Source organism: Paraburkholderia acidicola (assembly GCF_002362315.1).
GTDB lineage: Bacteria > Pseudomonadota > Gammaproteobacteria > Burkholderiales > Burkholderiaceae > Paraburkholderia > Paraburkholderia acidicola.
In genome coordinates, this window is sequence record NZ_MTZV01000006.1 from 509,809 (window position 1) to 531,065 (window position 21,257).

Here is a 21,257-nt window from a genome sequence, read left to right on the forward strand (position 1 = left end):
ATAAGGTCGAGTACAACCTTACGAGAGCTTCGGGATGCGCGAACGTTTTCTCATCCACTCACGTCGGCACAAGACACTTGCCTCATGGCTGACTATCGCACTTTCCGCCTGCCTTACCGCCTGCGCGCCGTTACAGGTCTCGCAGGTACCGACGGCGAACGTCGACACCGGTGCAGCGGCGACCACGTCAATTGCGATTCACGCCGACGGCTCGTTGCCGCTCCCATCCAACCTGGTCCCGCTGACGCAGCCAGCCGGTCAGCAACGCCTGCTCTCGACGACCGACAACCAGTCTTACTGGCCGTTGTCCGAGTACTTCGAGACGCAGAAAAACGAGGCGTACTGTTCTGTCGCAACGTCGGTAATGGTGCTGAATGCGCTGGGGATTGCCCGGCCAAAAACGTCGCTGTACCCCGGGTTCCCCTATTTCACGCAGGACGACTTCTTTCTCTCCATCGATCCCACGCTGGCTGATCCGGTCAGAGTCTCGCACGAAGGCATGACGCTGGACCAGCTCAGCGCCGTGCTCGCCCGCTTCCCCGTCTCCGTGCATCCATTCCACGCCAGCGATCTCACCCTGGAGCAGTTTCGCGACCTTATACGCGATACCACCCGGCGAAGCGACCAATTCGCTTTGCTGAACTTCCGCCGTACGCAGATTGGCGAAACCGGTGGCGGGCATTGGTCGCCGCTAGCCGCCTTTGACCCCGCGAGCGATAGCGCCCTTCTGCTCGACGTCGCGCGTTACAAGTACCCAGCGGTGTGGGTGCCGGTTCCCCAGTTGTATCGGGCTGCGCTTGCGGTTGACTCCGTCAGCGGTCTTGCGCGTGGTGTCGTGGTGGTGAGTCGACCGTGACGCTTGAAGCCGCGTCTCGATCGTTGCTCACGCAATCCGCTCACTACGTCACTACTCCGGACGCTTGATCAAACAGGTCGCCGACGCATGCGCCACGATCTTGCCGTCCGGCGTTTTCAGCGACCCTTCTGCCACACCCAGGCTCTTTGAAAGATGGATAACGCGACCTTCTGCCACCAGGTCCACATCACGCGGCACAGGACGTAGCATCTTGACGTGCAGATCGATGGTGCCGTAGCTCACTCCCGCTTCAAGCATCGTATGCACGGCGCAGCCCGTCACAGAATCGAGCACCGTCGCGGCGAAGCCACCATGCACACCACCCAGCGGGTTGATATGCCGGTTATCGGCGCGAGCGGTCATCTTGATGTAGCCGCTCTCGACTTCATCGAGTTCCATCGGGATCGTTTCCGAAATGGACGCGCGCGGCAGATCGCCAGCGGCTCCGGCGCGCAGCAATTCAAGGCCCGACATGGAAAAGGGATTCATCTGAAGGCTCCTGGTATTGACATGGGTGCAGTACGAATCGAGCGCGCGAATCGAGTGCGTTCTAAATTGGAACTGATTGTCTGCATCGATACTTCCGATGTCAATGCAAAAGCTCCCAATAGATTCGAGAGCCAGTTCTATAATGGAACGCACTATTTGTATCGATGATCAAGGAAACTGTCCATGAAATGGAGCGATGTAGGTTCGATGCCCTGTTCGGTGGCGCGCACACTTGCGGTGATCGGGGATCGCTGGACCCTGTTGATACTGCGCAATGCGTTCCTTGGCATGCGCCGCTTCGACGAGTTTCAGTCGCAACTGGGGCTCACGCGCCATGTGCTTGCCGAACGGCTGGCGCGTCTGGTCGATGAAGGTATCGTGGTGAAAAGCTCGTATCAGGAGCGACCGGTGCGCTTCGAATACCGTCTGACGGAAAAGGGCCTTGATCTGTATCCGGTGCTCCTCGCGCTCACCGCATGGGGGGATCGCTGGAAGGACGACGGGAACGGACCGCCCATGCTGCTAAAACACCGGACGTGTGACCACGTGTTTCGGCCGGTGACAGTCTGTTCCGAATGCGGCGAACCGCTTGATCCACGCGACGTCAAGCCGATGCCCGGGCCGGGATGGAGAGTTCAAGAAAGCGAAGCTACAGCGCACGACGCTGAATAAGGACAATCTGCATGGCAATCGATGTCTTGTCTCTCTGGACGCGTTTATCTTCCAGACCTGCTGGCAAGTGGCTTTTTTCGCGCCTGGTGTGCCTGAGAGCACCGTACTTCGCCAGTATCAGTCCGACCATTACGGAGCTTCGTCCCGGTTATTGCCGTGTGCAGATACGCAAACATCGATCCGTGCTTAATCACATCGGCTCCGTACACGCGATTGCCATGTGCAACATGGCCGAAGTTGCCGGCGGCATGTTGACCGAAGTGTCGGTGCCGCGGACGCACCGCTGGATTCCGAAAGGGATGACGGTTCAATACCTGAAAAAAGCGAGCACCGATCTTGTCGCAATCGCCGAGCCTGTCACCACCGCACAGTGGCCAGACGCCGGCGAGTTTGAAGTCAATGTCAGGGTCGAGGACCGCGCGGGGGAAGCCGTATTCAACGCGGTCATCACCATGTGGGTTTCGTTGAAGAAGGCAACCTGAAGCTACCGTCGAACACTACGCGGTCGAAACGCTTCGTCACTGCCCTTCTTGAGCCCGAGCCGCATCGCGAGCCGTTGATTCCAGCGTCCGATGATGCGCCGTTGCCACCGCCTCTCAGCCGCAAGCGCCGTGGATTCGCTGTCGCTCCATGCATCGTGAAGCAGAAATTTTCCGGCAGCCAGCGCGTCGGGAGATCGCTGCGCCCACACCGCGATCTGTGCCGCTGCAGCTGCAAGCGGATCGTCTTCGACCCTGCTCGCGAGTCCGAGCTGGACCGCTTCCGCGCCCGATACAACACGTCCGCTCAACACCAGTTCTTTCGCGACATCGATTGACATCAGCTCACGCAGGAGCGTCGGGCCGCCCATGTCGGGCACCAATCCCCACTTCACCTCCATCAATGACATCTTCGCGTCCGCTGCGACAATCCGCTGATCGGCACCGAGCGCGAGCTGCATCCCGGCCCCATAGCAATGCCCATGAACGACGGCGATCACTGGAAATGGAAGATCGCGCCAACCCATGCTCCAGCGCTGAAAGATATTCCTGCGCGGTGAATACAGGGAGAGCACCGAGCGCAACAGCGTGCGCTTCGAAGAGAACACGCTTTTGAAATCCAGACCCGCGCAGAACGATGGCCCTTCCCCGTGGATGATCGCACCACGCACGGCTTTCTCTCGACGAAGTCGCCGCTGCACAGCGGCAATCTCGTCCAGCATCGCGAAGTCCACCGCATTGTGCTGCGCCGGACGCGAGAGTGCTACCCATGCGACGCCATTCGCATCGATCGTCATTTGCACGCGCTGATCTTGCACTGTCACCTCTCTTGTTCATTGAGGGATTCAATGTATCAGCCCGCGTACCGTATGGGGTGGATTCCCAGTGTGTCCGGCCAGCGGAGGTTCATCAAAGTCCCTCGTACCCTGAGGCGACATGGGTCTCTGCGTTGCTCGCGCAACGCGCATTTTCAGCTGCAGGAGTGCGGAACGGCCGGTCCCAGGCGTTCAATAACGCATGGTGAGCGAAGCAAACGCAGCACGGCCCGCTTGAGGCGAATGAAGCGTCTGCACACCGTCATACCAGACGTACTCGTTGTAACGGTTCAGCAGATTGGTGAGTTGCACGTCGAATGTCACCGCTTTCGAAACCCGGTACGACGCACTCGCATTGAACCGCACCGAGGAACCGAACTTGCCCGTCGAGTTGGTCGGTTCGAGGTAGTACGCGCTTTGCGCGTTGGCCCATGTCGACAGGCGCAGGTCCGCCGTGGCCTGGTAATCGGCACCCGCGGACACCAGGTGGTTCGGCACATGGTCGACCTGCTTGCCCGCGCTCCCCAGATTGGTGGGACCAGGATCGACGACGCGGGCCATCTGGTACGTATACGCAAACCACAGGCTAAGGTCACGTGCGAGCAGCAGATTGGCCTGCACGTCGAACCCCTTGCGTTTCGTCTTGCCGAGGTTGTCGAAGTCACCGGTAGGATCATTTGCCTTGCGACGCACCTCGTTGGAAGCGAGTTGCTCCCAGTACGCTACGCGCCCATCCAGCCGCTCGAGTGGGCTGAACTTGAGACCCACCTCCCAGCCGTCGTTGATGGACGGTGCGAGATCCGTCACGCGCGGCGGAATCTTGTAGGCGCCTGCGCCGACACCGATCTGAAACGTCCGCCCGTAGTTTCCGTAGAAGCTGTAGCCAGACCACGGCGTGTAGACCGCGCTGAACTTCGGTTGCTGGATCACACCGTAGTCGTTCATGTCGTAGCGTTGGCCTGACAGATGGTTCGTCAGATGACCGCTGGCCATGTCGACGCGATAGGCCGGAATCAGCTTGAGCGTGTCGAACGGCTTGAAGGTGGCCTGAACATAGGCGCCGGTGGTGTCGTACGAAAACGTCTGGTCGCGGGTTTGCGACGTGCGCACCTGGTCTCGCGTCAGCCAGCGCTGGCTGCGATTGTTTTGCCACTCTCCGCTGACGCCGGCTTCCAATGCGAGATCCTTGATCCATGGCATCCCCGTCGTGCGGGGGCGGTAAGTGAGGGAACTAAGAAAGCCAAACTGCTGTTCGTCTGAGAAACGCTCCTGCTGGCTGACCGACGCGGAGAACCGGACCCAGCGACGATCCCTGAACGTATTGACATACGCTTTCGTCGACGAGGACAAGCGGTCAGTTAGATCGACGTCGAAATACGCGGCGTATTGACCGGTTTCGCGCGTGGCCTGATCGGTGTTGTTGAATGCGTAAGAGCCGGTCGGATTGCTATGCGCGTCGCGCTCTGTCAGATAGCCCGGCTCGTCGGCCGCGGTTCGGCCGTAGCGTGCAGAGAGGCCCAGTCGCACAGCCGCGCTCGGGCTGTAGAACCACTTGCCCGCGACGCCTACCTTGTCCATATCCGAATGATCCCGATAGCCTTGCGAGCGACGATAGCCGAACGCGTAGTTTTGCGAGAACGTGTCGCTCTCGTGGCCGGCAACCACTTCGGCGTTGTACGTGCCGTAGCTTCCGTAACCGATGCGGCCCCGGGCGTAGTCGCCGCCGGTGAGCGTCGTGATCGTCGCGTTACCGGCAATGTTGTGCAGACCATAGCGGGGGTCGTTCGTGCCGCGTACGGTTTCCAGCGATTCGATCTCAAGCGGAAACACCGCATCCATGAACGGCATGCTGCCATCGTTGCTATTGGATGGAACACCGTCGATCAGCAGTTTGACCGCATTGATCTCGCTCTCGCCGTTGAAACCGCGAAACGAAATCTTGCCCGAGGTCGTGCCTTGATTGAAGTCGGTCAGCAGAACGCCTGGCATCTGGCCAAAGAGTTCCCATGGGCTGCGCACGTTCTGGTTCTCGATGTGGCTCGCGTCGACGCGATCGACGGAGGTCAGGATGTTGCGCGTCGATAGCGGCCCTGTGCGCACTGCGCTCACCTCGATGGCGCCTAGTACGAACGTCGAGTCATCGGTGGTTTCAGGTGGGGTTCGATTCGATCGGGTGGTAACGGACTTCTCCCGCTCGCTAGAGGTGGCTTCGTCCGTATCGGACTCGGTGTCTTGCCGGTTTAGCGGCTCGGCCTGTGCCGTGAGCGCAATGGCGAAGCAGGCTGGGACCAGCCATTTCTCTTTGTGCTTTCGAATCTTCATTGTCGATACTTGAGGATGTGCCGCGCCAGATCGATGTCGTGGAGAACGAGCAAGGCGCAGCAGGGAAAAAACTCTTGGGCAGACCGCTGCGACTCGCAAGCCGTGCGGCACTCTTCGATGGACGTTGATGGTTTTTCTCAACCGCGAACTTTATCGAACTTGTAGTCGCGTTAATACGTCGTGCTGCGCGACAAATTGTCGCCAGAAATTGAGATGCCAGCCATCGACACCCCGGGAATTCCCTGGAACACGAAGCTTGATTTTTATCCGCTTGGGAACATACTCTACTAACTCGCGTTAGATAGGGCATTCTGGCGATGTTTGAAGCACCGGTGGCTGGCAGCAGCCATTTTTTCGAACCCGCTGCTAACGCGTGTTAGCCAACCCGAAAGATCAGACCAAAAACCGATGAAGCGTGTAACCAGCCACCAGGTCGCCACCCTTGCCAGCGTGTCCCGCACCACCGTCTCGTTCGTGCTCAACAACGTCCCAGGTATGGGGATCAGCGACGAAACACGGGAACGCGTTCTCGCAGCCGCGCGGCAGCTCGACTATGTGCCGAATGCGATGGCGATGTCGCTCGCAAGCGGTGCCACCCAGACCATCGGCCTGCTCATGCCGCACGACGATCAGATACACGCCAACGTCGACGCCTATATTCCGCGCTTTCTGACCGGCGTCACGCTGACGTGCCAGGCGAGCGGCTACAAGGTGCTATTCGAACCGCTCAATCACGCCGCGCCGGCTGGCGCGTGCCTGAGCCTCGTCGATAGTGGACGGATCGACGGGCTGATTGCGTTGAATCCACGCCAGGCCGATTTCAGCTATCTGAACGATGCGGCCGGCAACGGCTTCCCGCTGATCGTCTTCGGATCGAATCTCACCGGGCACCACAACGTTCACAGCATCGATGCGGACAATCGCGACGCCGCGCGCCGGGCCACCGAACATCTGCTTGCGCTCGGTCATCGCCGCATCGCGCACATCGCGTTCGCCCACCACGACTATCCGATCGTGCGCGAACGTCTGCTCGGTTTTCACGACGCGATGCAGGCGGCGAACCTCGACGTCGATCCTGCGTGGATTTCATACGGGAACTACAGCGCCGAAAGCGGCGCCGAGGCGATGCGCGCGATTCTCGAACGCAGCTCGGGCGTAACGGCGCTGTTCGCGGGCAACGACACGATCGCGTTCGGTGCGATGGCTGCGCTGCGCGATGCAGGGCTAAGCATTCCGGACGACATGGCGATCGTCGGTTACGACGACATTCCGCTCGCCGCATACGCCGCACCGCCGCTGACGACGATGCGCACGGAGCCCTTCACCGAAGGCAGCGAAGCAGCCGCGATGCTGCTACGAATCATGGCCGGCGAATCGTCGGCAAGGGCACATGTGAAAGCGATTGTGCCGTTGGTGGTCAGGCGCTCCTGCGGTGCAAGCCCGACCTGAAAGAAAGCGTGTACCGCAGAACGAAGCGGTGGCGGTTGGTGAGCATGCAGGTTCGCCGGTAACCGCGCCGCTATCGCAGTCGATCAGAACGACATCCCCCGGAGGAGACAAGACTCATGAACAGCATCTCACGTGCAGGTTCGTCGAAACGCCGTCTACGCGTTGGCGCCATGGCTACAATCGCCCTCTTCGCCTCGCTTGCCGCCACACCTGGCGCAAGAGCCGCGACAACGCCGGTACTGCAATTCAACGATCAAGGTTTCGAGCAGGCCGGATCGGGCTACACATGTTCGTCCTGGTGGGTTGTTACTTCGGGCGCCGGATGTGCGACCAACAATCCGCACTCGGGCGCGCATCTGGCCTTTCTCGATCAGGGCGACGGCTATTCGGTCTCGCAATCGATTCAATCCACTGTGACCGGCTCCTACGATTTCTCCGCATGGATCGGGGCCTTGCCCAACGGAACAGGCGGAACGTTCTCGATCAGAAGCGGAAACGCACCGGCGCAAACGATCACCCTGCCCGCCTCGCTCGCCACCGGCGTGTACATCAAGTACACGCTGCCGCGCATCGCCGTCACAGCTGGCGACACCGTCACGATCACGTTCGCTTCGTCGAGCGGACGCGGCTGGATCAATATCGACGATATCGAAGTCGTACCGTCCGCGCCCAACGACCCGCAGATCACGTCGTCGAATCCGACCGTCGTCGCAATGTTCGACTGGGCGAAGGTGAAAGCCAATTCGTGGGTACGGCAAACCGGCACCACCGGTGTCGTCAACATGGATGAGAACAACCGCAATGGCAGTGGCACCGGTGTCTACACACCGTCGTACTGGGCAGGCTATCCGTTCCGCTCGTATTACTACTCGCGCGATTTCGCCCATCAGTTCCTTGGCGCACACATGCTCGGACTGGATGTGCAGAACAAGACGATGCTCGAAGGCTTTGCTACGTCGGCCACCGCGAGCCGTGGCTATTTCCCGCTGTGGGCCATCAACTTCGACGGCTCGACCGGTACTACCGACTACAAGAGTGACACCAACTTCGTCCGCGAGCTGCCCGCTCCGTTCGACCTCGCGCAGCGCATGAACGACGGCTACCGCTGGACCGGCGACGCCGACTACGCGACCAGCCCGGCTTTGACCGGTTTCGTCGCCAACACCGTGAGCGCGTTCATCGCGGCGCACACCGGGCTCATTCCCGACGGCAAGGTCCATGGCCGGCAGATCAATCTCGCGCAGGCGAACGGCGGCAACATCTTCCTCGGTGTGGCGAGCTACAACGAAAGCGCCGGAGACGATCCCGTCGAAGCCGCCGATGCCGTATCGACCCAATATCAGGCCTATCTCTCGATGTCCGCGCTCTCCGCGGCGCGGCGCGACTTTGCAGCGGCCAGAACCTACGCTGAAAAAGCCGCCGATCTTTACACCTACTACAACACGACGTGGAGCGTGCCCCCGTCGAACCCGCTCGCGGTGATCCGCAGCTACAACATCGACTCGGTGGGATCGACCGCGTGGGGCTCCGAAATGAGCTGGTTCGCGCCGATGAAGGGCATCATGGCGCCTGGCAATCGCCGCGACCAGTACATGTCGTGGCTCAACACAACGGCCCTCACCTCCACACCGCCGAACCTCGAAGCCGTCACCTATCTGCCCGATGCGTTCTTCACCGTCAACGACGGTACGACCGCGTGGGCCTGGATGCAGTACGTCTATAACCGCATCAACGACTTGCACTCTGGCGGGTTTCTCAATGGCGACTATCCGGAGACTTCCTTCACGCTCGTGAGCCAGGTGATTGATGGATTGCTGGGCGTGCAGCCCGATGCGGCGCAGCGTGCAGTGACCACGGTCTCGCAGTTGCCGTCCGATATCGGCTGGCTGCAGGTGGCGAGCATTCCGGTCGGCAACGGTTCGATCACCTTGCGGCAGGACGGCAAGACCCGCAGCACGCTGACAAACACGAGCCAGACCCGCGCGGCGCCTTATCTGTGGCACGCCGGATTCCCGGGCGCCTATCTGTGCCTGACGGTTCGTGGACAGCACCGCATTGGCCGGATCGTGCAACCCGAAGGCCGCCAGGGTCCGACGTTCACCTACGCAGACCTGACCGTGCAGCCTGGCGAAACTGTTGTCGTCGATGCGCCGTCCAGTTGTCATCTGAAAACGAACGACGTGAATGCGTCGGCCACCCCGACCACCACGGCCTCCACGCCGCAATGAAGCCGAACCAGACCTGCAAGGCGGAGTGATTCATGGCAAGTATTGCGCTCAAGGGCGTTGGCAAATCGTATGGTCCCGTTGGGCGTCATGCGGCGGTCGTGCGTAACGTTGATCTGGACATCGCGCCCGGCGAATTCTGCGTGTTCGTCGGTGCATCGGGCTGTGGAAAGTCGACGCTGCTGCGCATGATCGCCGGACTCGAAACGATGACGACGGGTGATCTGTTCGTCGGCGGCCGGCGCATGAACGATGTGCCGGCCGCGAAGCGCGGCATCGCGATGGTGTTCCAGAGCTATGCGCTGTTTCCGCACATGACCGTGTATGAAAATCTCTCGTTCGGTCTGACGCTGATGAAACTGAAGAAGAGCGTCATCGACGAGAAGGTCAATGCGACAGCGCGGGCGCTGCAACTCGAACACCTGCTCGATCGTCTGCCCAAGGCGCTGTCGGGCGGGCAACGGCAGCGTGTTGCGATCGGTCGGGCACTCGTGCGCGAGCCAGGCGTGTTTCTGTTCGACGAACCGTTGTCCAATCTCGACGCTTCGCTGCGACTGCAGACACGTCATGAAATCGCCCGCATCCATCGCGGCATCGAAGGCGCGTCCAGCATCTACGTCACGCACGATCAGGTCGAAGCGATGACGCTTGCCGATCGCATCGTGCTGCTCAATGCCGGCGCCGCAGTCGAACAGGAAGGCAGCATCGCGCAATGCGGGCCGCCGCTCGAGCTGTATCACCGGCCGCGCAATCGCTTCGTCGCAGGCTTCATCGGGTCGCCGAAGATGAACTTCATCGCCGCGCGGCTGGTGTCCGCCAGCGAACAGCGCGCACAGGTCCGACTCGACACCGGTGAAACGTTGACCGCGTCGGTCGACGCGCGGCGCCTGCAACCAGGCGTTGCCCTGACGCTCGGCATCCGGCCGGAGCACGCCGGCGCAAGCACCGGCAATGGCACCGATGCGCAGCATCTGGTGCGCGAGGTCCGGTGGCAAGAGCGGCTCGGCGAAAGCACCTACGTCTATCTCGACAGCGGCGATCCGCTCACGCCCTGGGTCGTCAAGCTACCCGGCAACGCCAGCGCCCACGCGGGCCAGCGACTGCCGATATCCATCCCCGCGACATCGCTGCATGTTTTCGATGCGCGTGGCGACGCACTGACACGCTGTACCGAAGATCAGGCACTTCCAATGGCACTGACCATCTGACACGCAACTGGAGGAGACACAATGAAAATGGCAAAAACCGCGCTGACCGGCGCTGCATCGCTACTGCTCGCAGCAGTGATGTCGTGTGCCCAGGCCGGCACACTCGTAATCAATTCGAACGCAGCGGATACCTCGGTGAGAACCGCATTCGATGCGGTCGTAAAGGGTTTCTCAGCGGAGAACCCCGACGTGGACGTGAAGGTTAATACGTTCGACACCGAGGGTTACAAGACCTCGATTCGCAACTTTCTTTCTGCGGAACCACCCGACGTCGTGACGTGGTACGCAGGCCACCGGATGGCGCCGTTCGTCGACGCGGGTCTGTTCGAGGACGTGTCCGACATCTGGGCTAAAAACGGCCTGGACCAGAGTCTGAAAAGCGCAGCACCGGCGATGACCCTCAACGGCAAGAAGTGGGGCATCCCCTACACGTACTACGCGTGGGGCATCTACTACCGGAAGGATCTCTTCGCGAAGCTCGGTATCGAGCCGCCCACCACCTGGAAGGCGCTGCTCGATGCGTGCGCGAAACTCAAGGCCAACGGCATCACACCGTTCGCCATCGGCACGAAACAGACGTGGACCACGGCGAGCTGGTTCGACTATCTGGACATGCGCGTGAACGGCTTCGCGTTCCACATGGATCTGACGAGCGGCAAGATCCCGTACACGGACAAGCGCGTCGAAGCCGTGTTCGATCGCTGGGATGAGCTGACCAAGCCCGGCTATTTCCTTGCCAACCACGCTTCATACACGTGGCAGGAAGCCGTACCGGCGCTTGTGAAGGGCGAAGCAGCCATGTACCTGATGGGCACCTTCGCGGTCGCGCCGATGAAAGAGGCGGGACTCGGTGAAGACCGCCTCGGCTTCATGCCGTTCCCCGCGATTACACCGAACCTGCCACGCGCGGAGGAAGCGCCGATCGAGACCGTCCATATTCCGTCGAAGGCAAAGAACAAGGTCGACGCGCGACGCTTCCTGACGTATATGTCACGCGCCGATGTGCAGGCAAAGTTCGGTGCGATGACGGAAGAACTACCGGTTAGCCGCAACGCACCCGCCCCCACCGACCCGTATCTGAAAGCCGGTGCAGCGATGCTGGCCGACGCAGCCGGGCTGTCGCAGTTCTACGATCGCGATGCCCCCGCGGAAATGGCCAAGGCAGGTATGGACGGCTTCCAGCACTACATGCTGCAGCCCGATGCACGCGACGCGGTGCTGACGCGTCTCGAGCAGGTACGTCAGCGGGTCTACAAATGACCGGACGGCATTCGGGGGCTCGCGCGTACCCGAAGTACCCGAGCGGGCCTTCATCCGCGGAGTCCACACCCCGGCACAACATCGCGGCGTTCTGGGAGCGCCACCAGCGCTCGCTGGCGCCGTGGCTCTTCCTGGCACCGGCACTGATCGCATTCACGATGTATGTGATCGTGCCGGTCATCGAGTCGCTCGCGCTGAGCCTGTACAACTGGGACGGACTCGGCAAGGCGAGCTTTATCGGTATCGCGAACTATGTCGAGCTGTATCACGATCCCGATTTCTGGGGCGCGTTGAGAAACAATCTGATCTGGCTGATCGGCTTCATGCTCGCCATTCCGGCTGGCCTCTTCATGGCGCTGTTTCTCAACCAGCAGGTGTTTGGCATCCGCCTCGTCAAATCACTGTTCTTCTTTCCGTTCGTGATTTCGCAGGCGGTCATCGGGCTCGTGTTCAGCTGGTTCTACGATCCCACCAATGGCCTGCTCGCTCATCTCCTGCAACTGCTCGGCCTGCATGGCATCGCCGTGCTTTCCGAGGGCCGCTACGCGACCTACGGCATCGTCGTTGCGGGCCTTTATCCGCAGATCGCCTACTGCATGATTCTCTATCTGACAGGCCTCAACAACGTGCGCGCCGATCTGATCGAAGCAGCGCGGCTCGAGGGCGCAAAGGGCTGGACGATGCTCACGCGCATCGTGTTGCCGCAACTGCGCCCGGCGACCTTCGTGGCGGTGGTCGTGACTGTGGTCGGTGCACTGCGCAGCTTCGACATGATCTCGATCATGACGCAAGGCGGCCCGTATGGATCTTCCCGCGTGCTGGCGTACTACATGTACGAACAGGCACTGAGCGAGTACGGCTTCCGGATGGGCTACGGTTCAGCTATCGCGACCGTACTGTTCCTGATCATGCTGCTCTATATCGCCTTCGTGCTGGTGCGCATCTACCGGCAGGAAAAGGAGCACGGCTGATGTTCCCCACACCCATCGCGCAAGCCAGCAAACCGGTGCAAGGGCTCTACCGCATCGCCCTTCCGGTGTTGCTCGTCATCTGGCTGCTGCCGCTCATCGCCATCGCGCTGACTTCGCTGCGTGGTCCCGCCGATATCTTCGCGGGCAACTACTGGGGCATCCCCACGCAATGGCAAGTGGCGTCGAACTATCTCGCCATCTTTCAGGGCACACCGCTCGCGCGCTATCTGCTCAACAGTTTTCTGATCACCGTCCCTGCTGTGATCGGTGCGGTCGCGTTGAGCTGTCTGTCCGGTTTCGCGCTCGGCGTCTACCGGTTTCGCATGAACCTGCCGGTGTTCTTTCTGTTCGTTGCGGGCAATTTCGTACCGTTCCAGATTCTCATGGTGCCGGTTCGCACGCTGAGTCTGCACCTCGGTCTGTACGACTCGGTGCTGGGACTCGTGCTGTTTCATACCGCGTTTCAAAGCGGTTTCTGCACGTTCTTCATGCGCAATTTCATTCTGGAACTGCCGCGCGAACTCATCGACGCCGCGCGCATGGATGGCGCCACCGAGTTCCAGATTTTTCGCCGGGTGGTCTTGCCGCTCGTGCGACCGGCCATTGCGGCGGTATCGATCCTCATCTTCACGTTCGTCTGGAACGACTATTTCTGGGCCACGGTACTGATCCAGGGCGATCACGCGATGCCGGTCACGGCCGGCCTCAGGGCACTGAACGGGCAATGGGTCGCGCAGTGGCACCTGGTGGCGGCGGGCTCGCTCGTGGCCGCCCTGCCGCCCGTTGCCATTTTCTTTCTCAAGCAAAGGGATTTCATCACCGGCTTGACCATGGGCGCCACCAAGGGATAAACGCATGCACGCAACACGCCTCATTCATCTGACTGGCGATGCCATCAGCCTCGTTCTCGAACCCAACGGCGGTGTGCCCGTGTGGCGGCATTTCGGCGCGCCTGTCGACGCGCTTGCCGATGCATGGCCCGCTGCGGCTGCGCGACCGCTGCCGCCCACGATACTGGCCAACGATCCACCGCTTACGCTGTTGCCTATCCACGGGCTCGGATGGTTCAACCAGCCGGCGCTCGCGGGCAGCCGGCCCACAAGCGGCGGCGATCTCGACTGGGTACAGGATTTTCGCGAAGATGATTTGAGCTGGGACGAGCACGCGTTGCGGATCGCGTTGAGCGACGACGTCGCAGGTCTTGAGTTGACGCTGAGCTATACGCTGGACCCGGAGTCCGGCGTCGTCAGTACATGGGCCGAAATCGAGAATCGCGCCGACACGCCGTTTAGGCTCGACTGGCTCGCAGCGGCCTGCGTTCCGCTGGCACCTGGCATGGATCAGGTGCTGGGATTTACTGGCCGGTGGACACTCGAGTTCCAGGAAAACCGCGAACACCTGGGCGTTGCCACCTGGCGGCGAGACAACCGCCGTGGACGTACCTCGCACGATAGTTTTCCCGGCGTCATTGCGGGCGCGACGCTCGCCGATGACGACGGTCCGGTGCTCGGCGCTCATCTCGGCTGGAGCGGCAATCACACGATCCTGATCGAGCCGCTCGCCGACGGACGGCGGCAACTGCAGATCGGCGAATGGCTCGCACCCGGTGAAGTCGTGCTCGAAAAAGGTGAACGTTACCGGACACCGACTGCGTATCTGTCGTTCAGCATGCAGGGGCTCAACGGACTGAGCGCCGGGTTCCACCGGTTCGTGCGCCAACATGTCCTTGCATGGCCAGGCGGCACGATGACACCTCGCCCGGTGCATCTGAACACGTGGGAAGCCGTGTATTGCGAGCACGATCCGGAGGATCTGAAATCGCTCGCGAGCGCGGCCGCGCAACTCGGCGTCGAGCGCTTCGTCCTCGATGACGGCTGGTTCCATCGACGTGACAACGACCGCGCGGCACTCGGCGACTGGTGGCCCGACGCGCGCAAGTATCCGCAGGGGCTTGCGCCGCTCGTCGATCATGTACGAGCGCTTGGTATGCAGTTCGGCTTATGGGTCGAGCCGGAGATGGTCAATCCGGATAGCGATCTGTATCGCGGGCATCCTGAGTGGGCGATGCAGCTCGGGGGGCGTCCGTTGATCACCGGGCGCAATCAGCTCGTGCTGGATCTGGCCAACCCGGCCGTGGCGGACTACCTGTTCACGGCGCTCGGTGGATTGTTGCGCGAGTACCCGATTGCCTACTTCAAGTGGGATATGAATCGCGATCTCGCTTCGGCTGGACATCGCGGGCGAGCCGCATATCGCCGTCAAACTGAAGCGTATTACCAGTTGCTGAAGCGCCTGCGTGACGCTTTCCCTGCGCTCGAGATCGAAAGCTGCGCATCGGGCGGCGGTCGTGCCGACTTCGGTGCGCTGAGGCACACGCATCGCATCTGGACCAGCGATTCCAACGACGCACTCACCCGTATCGGCATTCAACGCGGATTCACGCGATTCTTCCCACCCGAGGTGATGGGGGCGCATATCGGCCCTGCGGTTTCGCATACAACCGGGCGTCGGCATAACATGGCCTTTCGCGCGGCGGTGTCGTTGTCGGGCCACCTCGGTCTGGAAATGGATGTGCGTCTGCTCGAAGCCGACGAACGGGCCGAACTGATTCGCTGGATTGCGCTCTTCAAGGCGTGGCGCGGCGTCGCGCATAGCGGCACGCTTCGGCAGGGAGATATCGATGCATCGCTGGCGTGGGTGCAGATCGTTGCTCGCGATCTCGGTGCGGCACTCGTCACGGTGTATCGGCGGTTCGAAAGCGCGAACCGCTATATCGCACCGCTTCTCGTGCGAGGACTCGATCCTGAGCGCAGCTATCGCGTGAAGATCCTGGACATGCCCGTGGCGCCGCATTTTGCAAAGCCTTCGGGGCTTCTCGCTTCGCTGGCCGATGAGGGTGTCGTGCTGTCCGGCGCGACATTGCGCGATCTCGGCTTGCCGGTGCCGCCGCTGCCGCCGGAATCGGCGGTTGTGTTCAGTTGTGCGGCGGTGGGCGATTGAGTGGTGGCGATACCGGTTGCGACGTCGCCCACCAGACAAACGCCGCCACTACCGACAGCACGACTACGATGCCGAGCACCACGTTCATCGCCGACTGAAACACGTGAACGGTCGAGATGAACGTGCCGACAATCGCGACGCCCAACGCAGAGCCGCTTTGCCGGGCCGAATTCAGCACGGCCGCCGCCACGCCCGCCCGGCTCTTCTCGACGGTGCCGAGCGCAGGGGACGTTGCGGCCGGCGAGATGAAGCCCGATGCCATGCCGATCGCGAGCATCGGCAACACGGCAAGCCAGTAAGGCGAACTGGCCGTCGAAAGTATCATCCCGAGTGCGCCCGCTGCATAGAAACCGAACGCGATGCACATCGACTGCCGCGCGCCCATAAGCTTGACGAACCGGCTCGACAGCAGGCCGCCGAGCGCCACCATACCGGTCATCGGCAGGAACGCGAGGCCGGTATCGAGGGCGGAATAGCCACGCACCTGCTGGTAGTAGAGGCTGAACGTGAACAGCATGCCGTAGAAGATGAACGCCGATGCCATCGACACCACGGTCGACCCCGCGAACAACGCATTGCGGAAGAACTGCAACGGCAGCATCGGATTGCGCGTATGGGTTTCGATGAAAAAGAACGCTGCCCACGCGACTAAACTCGTCGCAATACCCAAGCGTATCGGCATGGATTGCCATCCAAGCACAGGCCCCTCGATCAGCAGGCCGATCAACGTGCCTAATGCGACGACTACGGCCACCTGCCCGGCCAGATCGACATGCCGCGTTCTCGATGCGGCCGCTTGATCCACCGAGAGCGTCAGCCAGAGCCCCAGGATCCCGATCGGCACGTTCACAAAGAAGATGCCGCGCCAGCCGAACAGATGGATCAACAGCCCGCCCACCAGTGGCCCCGAAGCCATCGCGACACCACCGCAGCCCATCCAGACGCTTACCGCCGCGGCTCGTTCGGACGGTACAGGATAGGCATCGCTGATGAGCGCGAGCGAGCACGGCACGAGCATCGCGCTACCGATGCCCTGCAATGCGCGTGCAAACGCTAGCGTCGTGAGGTTCGGCGCGAGCCCGCACAGCGCCGATGCGAGCACGAATATCGCAAGCCCGGCAAGGTAGATGTTGCGTGCGCCGAGGCGGTCGCCTAGCGTGCCGCCTGTCATCAGCAGACTCGCAAACGTCAGTGTGTAGGCGTTGACGATCCATTGCAGACCCGCAATGTCGCTGCGCAACGTGTGGCGAATTGCCGCAAGGGCAACATTGACGATGGATGCATCGAGCAATACGACCATGTAGCTGATGCTGGTCGCGGCCAGAACGCGCTGTGCCGTACTGCGGCCGGAAACGAGTTCGGCCATGATCAGCGCTCGCTATCAGTATGTGTGGTCATGGGTCGATCAATCGCGCAGGAAGTGGCCTCCAGCTTATGTGCGTTGTTCTGCTGGATGCTTCGACGCGGATCGAAGGATAACGAAGCCTGTCGCTACCGATTCTTTGTGACACCCATTTGAAACCCCCACTCAAATGAGCATTTGTGACAGAAACATCATCCTGAGATCACGTTGAAGATTCGTCTGCAAGCCACACTGAAGTCACTCGGAGTCAATCACGGCACCGACCTTAAAGGAGGCTCAAATGAAAGTTCGAAACGTACTTGGGATTGGCCTGCTCGCCGCCTTCCTCTCGCCGCTGGCTTCCGCAGAAGTCGACCAGCACAAGTCCGCCCCGCATTCCCACGCGCACACCAGCGCCACCGACACGCACAAGAAGGTCAAGCCGAAGCATCACGGCAAGACCCGCGCTGAGGTCCGTCAGGAACTGATCGAGGCGCAACGAAACGGTATCGTGCCGACCAACGACGTGAACTATCCGCCGAACGAACGCACCATCGAACGCAACAAGGCGCGCTATGCAGCGTTCGAGCGCCACAACGCCAGCAAGTAACTGACTTAGCTCTTGTGAGCGCTCTACTACTTAATCGGGAAGATGCATCAGGAGATGCATGCCTGTCCCACAGATAACTGGAGTCGTACATGAAATCGATTACCACCCTCATCCTCGCTTCGGCCCTGCTCCTTTCTGCTGCTGCCGCGCAAGCCCAGGGGCTGACGCGTGCTGAAGTGCGACAGCAACTCATCGAAGCCCAGGCCAACGGGCTCGGCTACGTAACCGATGCGTCCTATCCGGCGGTGCATCCGATCTACGAGCAGAGGGTTAAGGCACAAGCAGCACAAGCGGCAAAGAGTGGCTATGGCGGCGTGTCTGCCGGATCGCAGCAAGCGGGCGAGAAGCCGCACGGTCTACCGATGCCGCATGGCAACCCGCACTGCGTCGGGCCGGTTAGCTTCTGCAATATCTACTTCGGTTCGTAAATGCGGCTTGATCGGCACGGCGACGAGAACGAAAGCCGGATGAGAAATGCACTTGTCACACTCATCCGGCGCTGTGGAACTCCGTTCGCTGTGCCGTTTCTCTTGCTGGCTGAATCGAAGGTCGCTTGAAACTCAGAACGAACGCAGTGCGCACGCCAGGCTCGCTCGTCACCGCGCACTCACCGTCGTGTTCGTCCATGATCGAACTGACAATCGCCAGTCCCAGCCCCGAACCCAACGCCGACTCATGGCGCGACGGATCGACCCGGTAAAAGCGATCGAAAATGCGCCCGAGGTGCTCAGGCCCGATACCCGGTCCGGTATCGACGACGGCGACTTCCGATACCGCGTCGCGCTCCGTACATTGCACGAGGATTTCGCTGCCCACCGGCGCATGCGCAAGCGCATTCGATATCAGATTGCTCAACGCACGCTGCACGAGTAGCTGATTACCATCTATTTGCGCCTTCCCCGTCACGCGGATAGCGACGCCCTTTTCGCTGGCGAGCGTCTCGTAGTAACCGGCAACCCGCTCAGCTTCCTCCTGCGCATCTATCCTCCTGAAGTTCACGCGATCCGCGCGGTTTTCCGATCGGGCGAGGAACAGCATGTCATCGATCATCCGTGACAGGCGCTGCGTTTCGTCAATGCCCGATTCGATCACAGCACGGTACTCGTCTGACTCCCGTGGCCTCGACAACGCCACCTGGGACTCGGCGAGCAGGTTCGTCAACGGCGTGCGCATGTCGTGGGCGAGATCGGAGGAAAAGCGCGACAGACGCGCGAAGGAATCATCGAGGCGCTGCAGCATCCGGTTGAACGCCTGGTTCAGTGCGAGCATCTCATCCGACATCGAAATGTCCGGCAACGGTTGTATTAACTTGCTGCACGACACCTGATCGGCCCGCGCGGCAAGCAACTTCAGCGGCCGCAGACCAAACTTCGCGAGCGCATACGCGATCAGCGCAGAAGCGATCGCACCAAGCAGCGTGACCAGCATAACGTTGATTGAATAGCTACGAAGCAACGCCTGCTGGCGACTACCGTCGTACTGAACCACCACACGAACTGCACTGCCGTCGGAACCCGCGCCCGCTAAAGGCACCGACTCGCTCACATAGCGAAAGACGCCATAGGTCCGGTCGACAGCTCTGGGGCGATCGCTACCAGAACCGACGAGAATGCCCTCGCGCAACCTGAAGCGAGCGGTGCGCACGAGTTCGTGCCCGTCCGCGGCGAAGATTGCCATTTCGATGTTGTCGTGCGCATGGAATGGATCGAACCACGCGGGACCATGACTCGCGACAGACTCCTCGTTGCTCTGCGTGATGAGGTGCGAGCGCGTAGCAGACAACGTCATATAGATCTGCTGCGCAGCGTCGGCGGTGATGTTCTGCTTGAGAGCGGCGTACAGACACAGCCCGTTGACAGCGAGCAGAATCGAACTCGCCAGCGCGAACAGGATAGCCAGTCGAACACTCAGCGTGCGCGGCAGAAACCAGTAAGTCATCCGTTTCACTCGCGACACTCCAGCACGTATCCCATGCCCCGCACCGTGTGGATCAGCTTGGTCGGATACAGATCATCGATCTTTGCGCGAACCCGTCTCACGGCAGAATCGACGACGTTGGTGTCGCTGCTGAAGTTGATGTCCCAGACCTGCGACGCAATGGTCGAGCGCGGCAGGACCTCGCCTTCGCGACGCATGAGCAGCCACAGCAGGGTGAATTCTTTCGCGGTAAGAAGAATCGTATCGCCCTGCCGTGTCGCCTTGCGTCGTGTGATATCGAGTTCGAGATCGGCCACCTGCAGAACCGATGGATCACGGCCCTTCCCTCTGCGCAGGATCGTGCGAATGCGTGCGAGCAGCTCGACGAAATCGAAGGGCTTGACGACGTAATCGTCGGCGCCCATCTCGAGACCCTTGACCTTGTCGCTGGTGTCGCCGCGGGCCGTCAGCAGCAGCACCGGCGTCATATGTGTGCGTCTCAACGCGGACAGTACCGACCATCCGTCGAGACCCGGAAGCATGACATCGAGTACGACGAGGTCATAAGCCTCGGTTGTCGCCTGGTGCAGGCCGGTCACGCCGTCGTGTACCCAGTCCGTAACAAAACCCGCTTCGTTTAGGCCCTTCTGCAGATACGCCCCTGTTTTAACCTCGTCCTCAACAATCAGAATTCGCATTTCTATTTTTTCCATTGCAGGTATTGCACAGCGCGTTAGCACATGACGAATTTCTCATCTGGCGGTCATGCAAGCGCACTGGGTCATCGCTAGATTAGGTCACTGAAGTCTCGATGAATGCGCTCTGATTAGCGGATACATCGTCTGGATTCAGCCCTGTTGTCCCGCCGGCAAGCGGAGCGATGAAGGCAAATTGTAATAAAAGTCCAATGCAACAGACACCCATCCGACCGTGTAGTTCCGCGCAAGCGGACAACACATCACTGGAGCACCCAATGAACCGCACGAAACGCATGCTGCTGGAAAACATCGCATGGGCCACCGAATCGGCGCACGGCGATCCGGCATTTTTCGAAGGTCTGGCACTCGGTCAGAGTCCCAAGGCACTCTGGATCGGCTGTTCGGATAGTCGCGTGCCCGCGGAGATCGTCACGAACTGCTCGCCCGGTGATCTGTTCGTTCACCGCAACATCGCGAACCTGTTTTCACCTGCCGACGACAACGCCATGAGCGTGCTTGAGTACGCAGTCAAAGTCCTGAAGGTGCCCGACATCATCGTTTGCGGGCACTACGGCTGTGGCGGCGTCAAGGCCGCGCTGCTGCCCGTTCCGTCCGATCTGCCGCATGTCGCACGACGTATCGCACCGCTGTGTTCGCTCGCTCATACGCATGGCGACGAGCTGGACGAATTCGCGGGTATCGATGAGCGGGTCAACCGTCTGGCGGAACTCAACGTGATGGCACAGGTGCGTGCGATCCGCGCAACTTCGATCGTGCATGACGCAGACCATGCACCGCGCGTGCACGGCTGGATTTTCGGGTTGCACGACGGTCGTATCAAAGTGCTGATGTCCGGGGATCCTCACCTGCCGCATGGTGCGACAAGTAGCCGCATGGTTTCGGTACGCGAGTATCTGCATGCCGTGGAGACAATGGCCAGCTGA

General features: G+C 60.8%; 19 protein-coding genes. 13 read left to right on the forward strand and 6 right to left on the reverse strand.

The window, feature by feature from the left end; all coding sequences use genetic code 11:
• Positions 1–34 precede the first annotated feature (34 nt).
• Complete coding sequence (locus BWP39_RS21295; RefSeq protein ID WP_096723811.1) at positions 35–856, forward strand: phytochelatin synthase family protein; 822 nt, start codon at positions 35–37, stop codon at positions 854–856.
• A 51-nt stretch (positions 857–907) separates the two neighbouring features.
• Here the strand turns inward: BWP39_RS21295 and BWP39_RS21300 are convergent, their stop codons facing one another.
• Positions 908–1,345: a PaaI family thioesterase gene (locus tag BWP39_RS21300; protein WP_096723813.1), complete on the reverse strand. Its 438-nt coding sequence runs from the start codon at positions 1,343–1,345 to the stop codon at positions 908–910.
• 183 nt (positions 1,346–1,528) lie between these two features.
• Between BWP39_RS21300 and BWP39_RS21305 the strand changes: the two genes are divergently transcribed.
• Together BWP39_RS21305 and BWP39_RS21310 are read left to right on the forward strand one after the other, a co-directional pair.
• Positions 1,529–2,017, forward strand: a complete 489-nt coding sequence (locus BWP39_RS21305) for a winged helix-turn-helix transcriptional regulator (protein WP_096723815.1) — start codon at positions 1,529–1,531, stop codon at positions 2,015–2,017.
• Positions 2,018–2,028: 11 nt separating this feature from the next.
• Entirely contained in the window at positions 2,029–2,499 is a 471-nt protein-coding gene (locus BWP39_RS21310; protein ID WP_096723817.1) for a hotdog fold domain-containing protein, read from the forward strand.
• Positions 2,500–2,501: 2 nt separating this feature from the next.
• On the opposite strand, the gene BWP39_RS21315 is transcribed toward BWP39_RS21310, so the two are convergent.
• Together BWP39_RS21315 and BWP39_RS21320 are read right to left on the reverse strand one after the other, a co-directional pair.
• Positions 2,502–3,320 (reverse strand): crotonase/enoyl-CoA hydratase family protein, encoded by an 819-nt coding sequence (locus BWP39_RS21315; protein WP_207557015.1) that lies wholly within the window; start codon positions 3,318–3,320, stop codon positions 2,502–2,504.
• Positions 3,321–3,503: 183 nt separating this feature from the next.
• Positions 3,504–5,633 (reverse strand): TonB-dependent receptor, encoded by a 2,130-nt coding sequence (locus BWP39_RS21320; RefSeq protein ID WP_096723819.1) that lies wholly within the window; start codon positions 5,631–5,633, stop codon positions 3,504–3,506.
• 408 nt (positions 5,634–6,041) lie between these two features.
• Here BWP39_RS21320 and BWP39_RS21325 point away from each other — a divergent pair, with 408 nt between their 5' ends.
• From BWP39_RS21325 to BWP39_RS21355, 7 genes are all read left to right on the forward strand, one after another.
• A complete protein-coding gene (locus BWP39_RS21325) occupies positions 6,042–7,082 on the forward strand; it encodes a LacI family DNA-binding transcriptional regulator (protein ID WP_096723821.1) in 1,041 nt (346 codons plus the stop codon).
• Positions 7,083–7,252: 170 nt separating this feature from the next.
• Positions 7,253–9,310: a carbohydrate-binding protein gene (locus tag BWP39_RS21330; RefSeq protein WP_207557016.1), complete on the forward strand. Its 2,058-nt coding sequence runs from the start codon at positions 7,253–7,255 to the stop codon at positions 9,308–9,310.
• Between the two features lie 32 nt (positions 9,311–9,342).
• A complete protein-coding gene (locus tag BWP39_RS21335) occupies positions 9,343–10,515 on the forward strand; it encodes an ABC transporter ATP-binding protein (protein ID WP_096723823.1) in 1,173 nt (390 codons plus the stop codon).
• Between the two features lie 78 nt (positions 10,516–10,593).
• Positions 10,594–11,775, forward strand: coding sequence for an ABC transporter substrate-binding protein (locus BWP39_RS21340; RefSeq protein WP_407944812.1), 1,182 nt, complete (start codon positions 10,594–10,596; stop codon positions 11,773–11,775).
• Complete coding sequence (locus tag BWP39_RS21345) at positions 11,772–12,746, forward strand: carbohydrate ABC transporter permease (RefSeq protein ID WP_096723827.1); 975 nt, start codon at positions 11,772–11,774, stop codon at positions 12,744–12,746. The genes BWP39_RS21340 and BWP39_RS21345 overlap by 4 nt, the downstream gene beginning before the upstream one ends.
• A complete protein-coding gene (locus BWP39_RS21350) occupies positions 12,746–13,597 on the forward strand; it encodes a carbohydrate ABC transporter permease (protein WP_096723829.1) in 852 nt (283 codons plus the stop codon). Before BWP39_RS21345 ends, BWP39_RS21350 begins: the two co-directional genes overlap by 1 nt.
• Positions 13,598–13,601: 4 nt before the next feature.
• Positions 13,602–15,746 (forward strand): alpha-galactosidase, encoded by a 2,145-nt coding sequence (locus BWP39_RS21355; RefSeq protein ID WP_096723831.1) that lies wholly within the window; start codon positions 13,602–13,604, stop codon positions 15,744–15,746.
• Here the strand turns inward: BWP39_RS21355 and BWP39_RS21360 are convergent.
• Complete coding sequence (locus BWP39_RS21360) at positions 15,721–17,112, reverse strand: MFS transporter (protein WP_096723833.1); 1,392 nt, start codon at positions 17,110–17,112, stop codon at positions 15,721–15,723. The genes BWP39_RS21355 and BWP39_RS21360 overlap by 26 nt on opposite strands.
• Before the next feature lie 277 nt (positions 17,113–17,389).
• Here BWP39_RS21360 and BWP39_RS21365 point away from each other — a divergent pair, with 277 nt between their 5' ends.
• Both BWP39_RS21365 and BWP39_RS21370 read left to right on the forward strand, forming a co-directional pair.
• Positions 17,390–17,698 carry a DUF4148 domain-containing protein gene (locus BWP39_RS21365; RefSeq protein ID WP_096723835.1) on the forward strand — a complete coding sequence of 103 codons (309 nt, stop codon included), beginning with the start codon at positions 17,390–17,392 and terminating at the stop codon, positions 17,696–17,698.
• Between the two features lie 89 nt (positions 17,699–17,787).
• Positions 17,788–18,126, forward strand: a complete 339-nt coding sequence (locus BWP39_RS21370) for a DUF4148 domain-containing protein (protein WP_096723837.1) — start codon at positions 17,788–17,790, stop codon at positions 18,124–18,126.
• A gap of 61 nt (positions 18,127–18,187) precedes the next feature.
• On the opposite strand, the gene BWP39_RS21375 is transcribed toward BWP39_RS21370, so the two are convergent.
• Positions 18,188–19,636 (reverse strand): heavy metal sensor histidine kinase, encoded by a 1,449-nt coding sequence (locus BWP39_RS21375; protein WP_096723839.1) that lies wholly within the window; start codon positions 19,634–19,636, stop codon positions 18,188–18,190.
• 5 nt (positions 19,637–19,641) lie between these two features.
• Positions 19,642–20,313 (reverse strand): heavy metal response regulator transcription factor IrlR, encoded by a 672-nt coding sequence (gene irlR / locus BWP39_RS21380; RefSeq protein ID WP_096726075.1) that lies wholly within the window; start codon positions 20,311–20,313, stop codon positions 19,642–19,644.
• A gap of 275 nt (positions 20,314–20,588) precedes the next feature.
• On the opposite strand from irlR, the gene BWP39_RS21385 reads away from it, so the two are divergent.
• Positions 20,589–21,257, forward strand: coding sequence for a carbonic anhydrase (locus BWP39_RS21385; protein ID WP_096723841.1), 669 nt, complete (start codon positions 20,589–20,591; stop codon positions 21,255–21,257).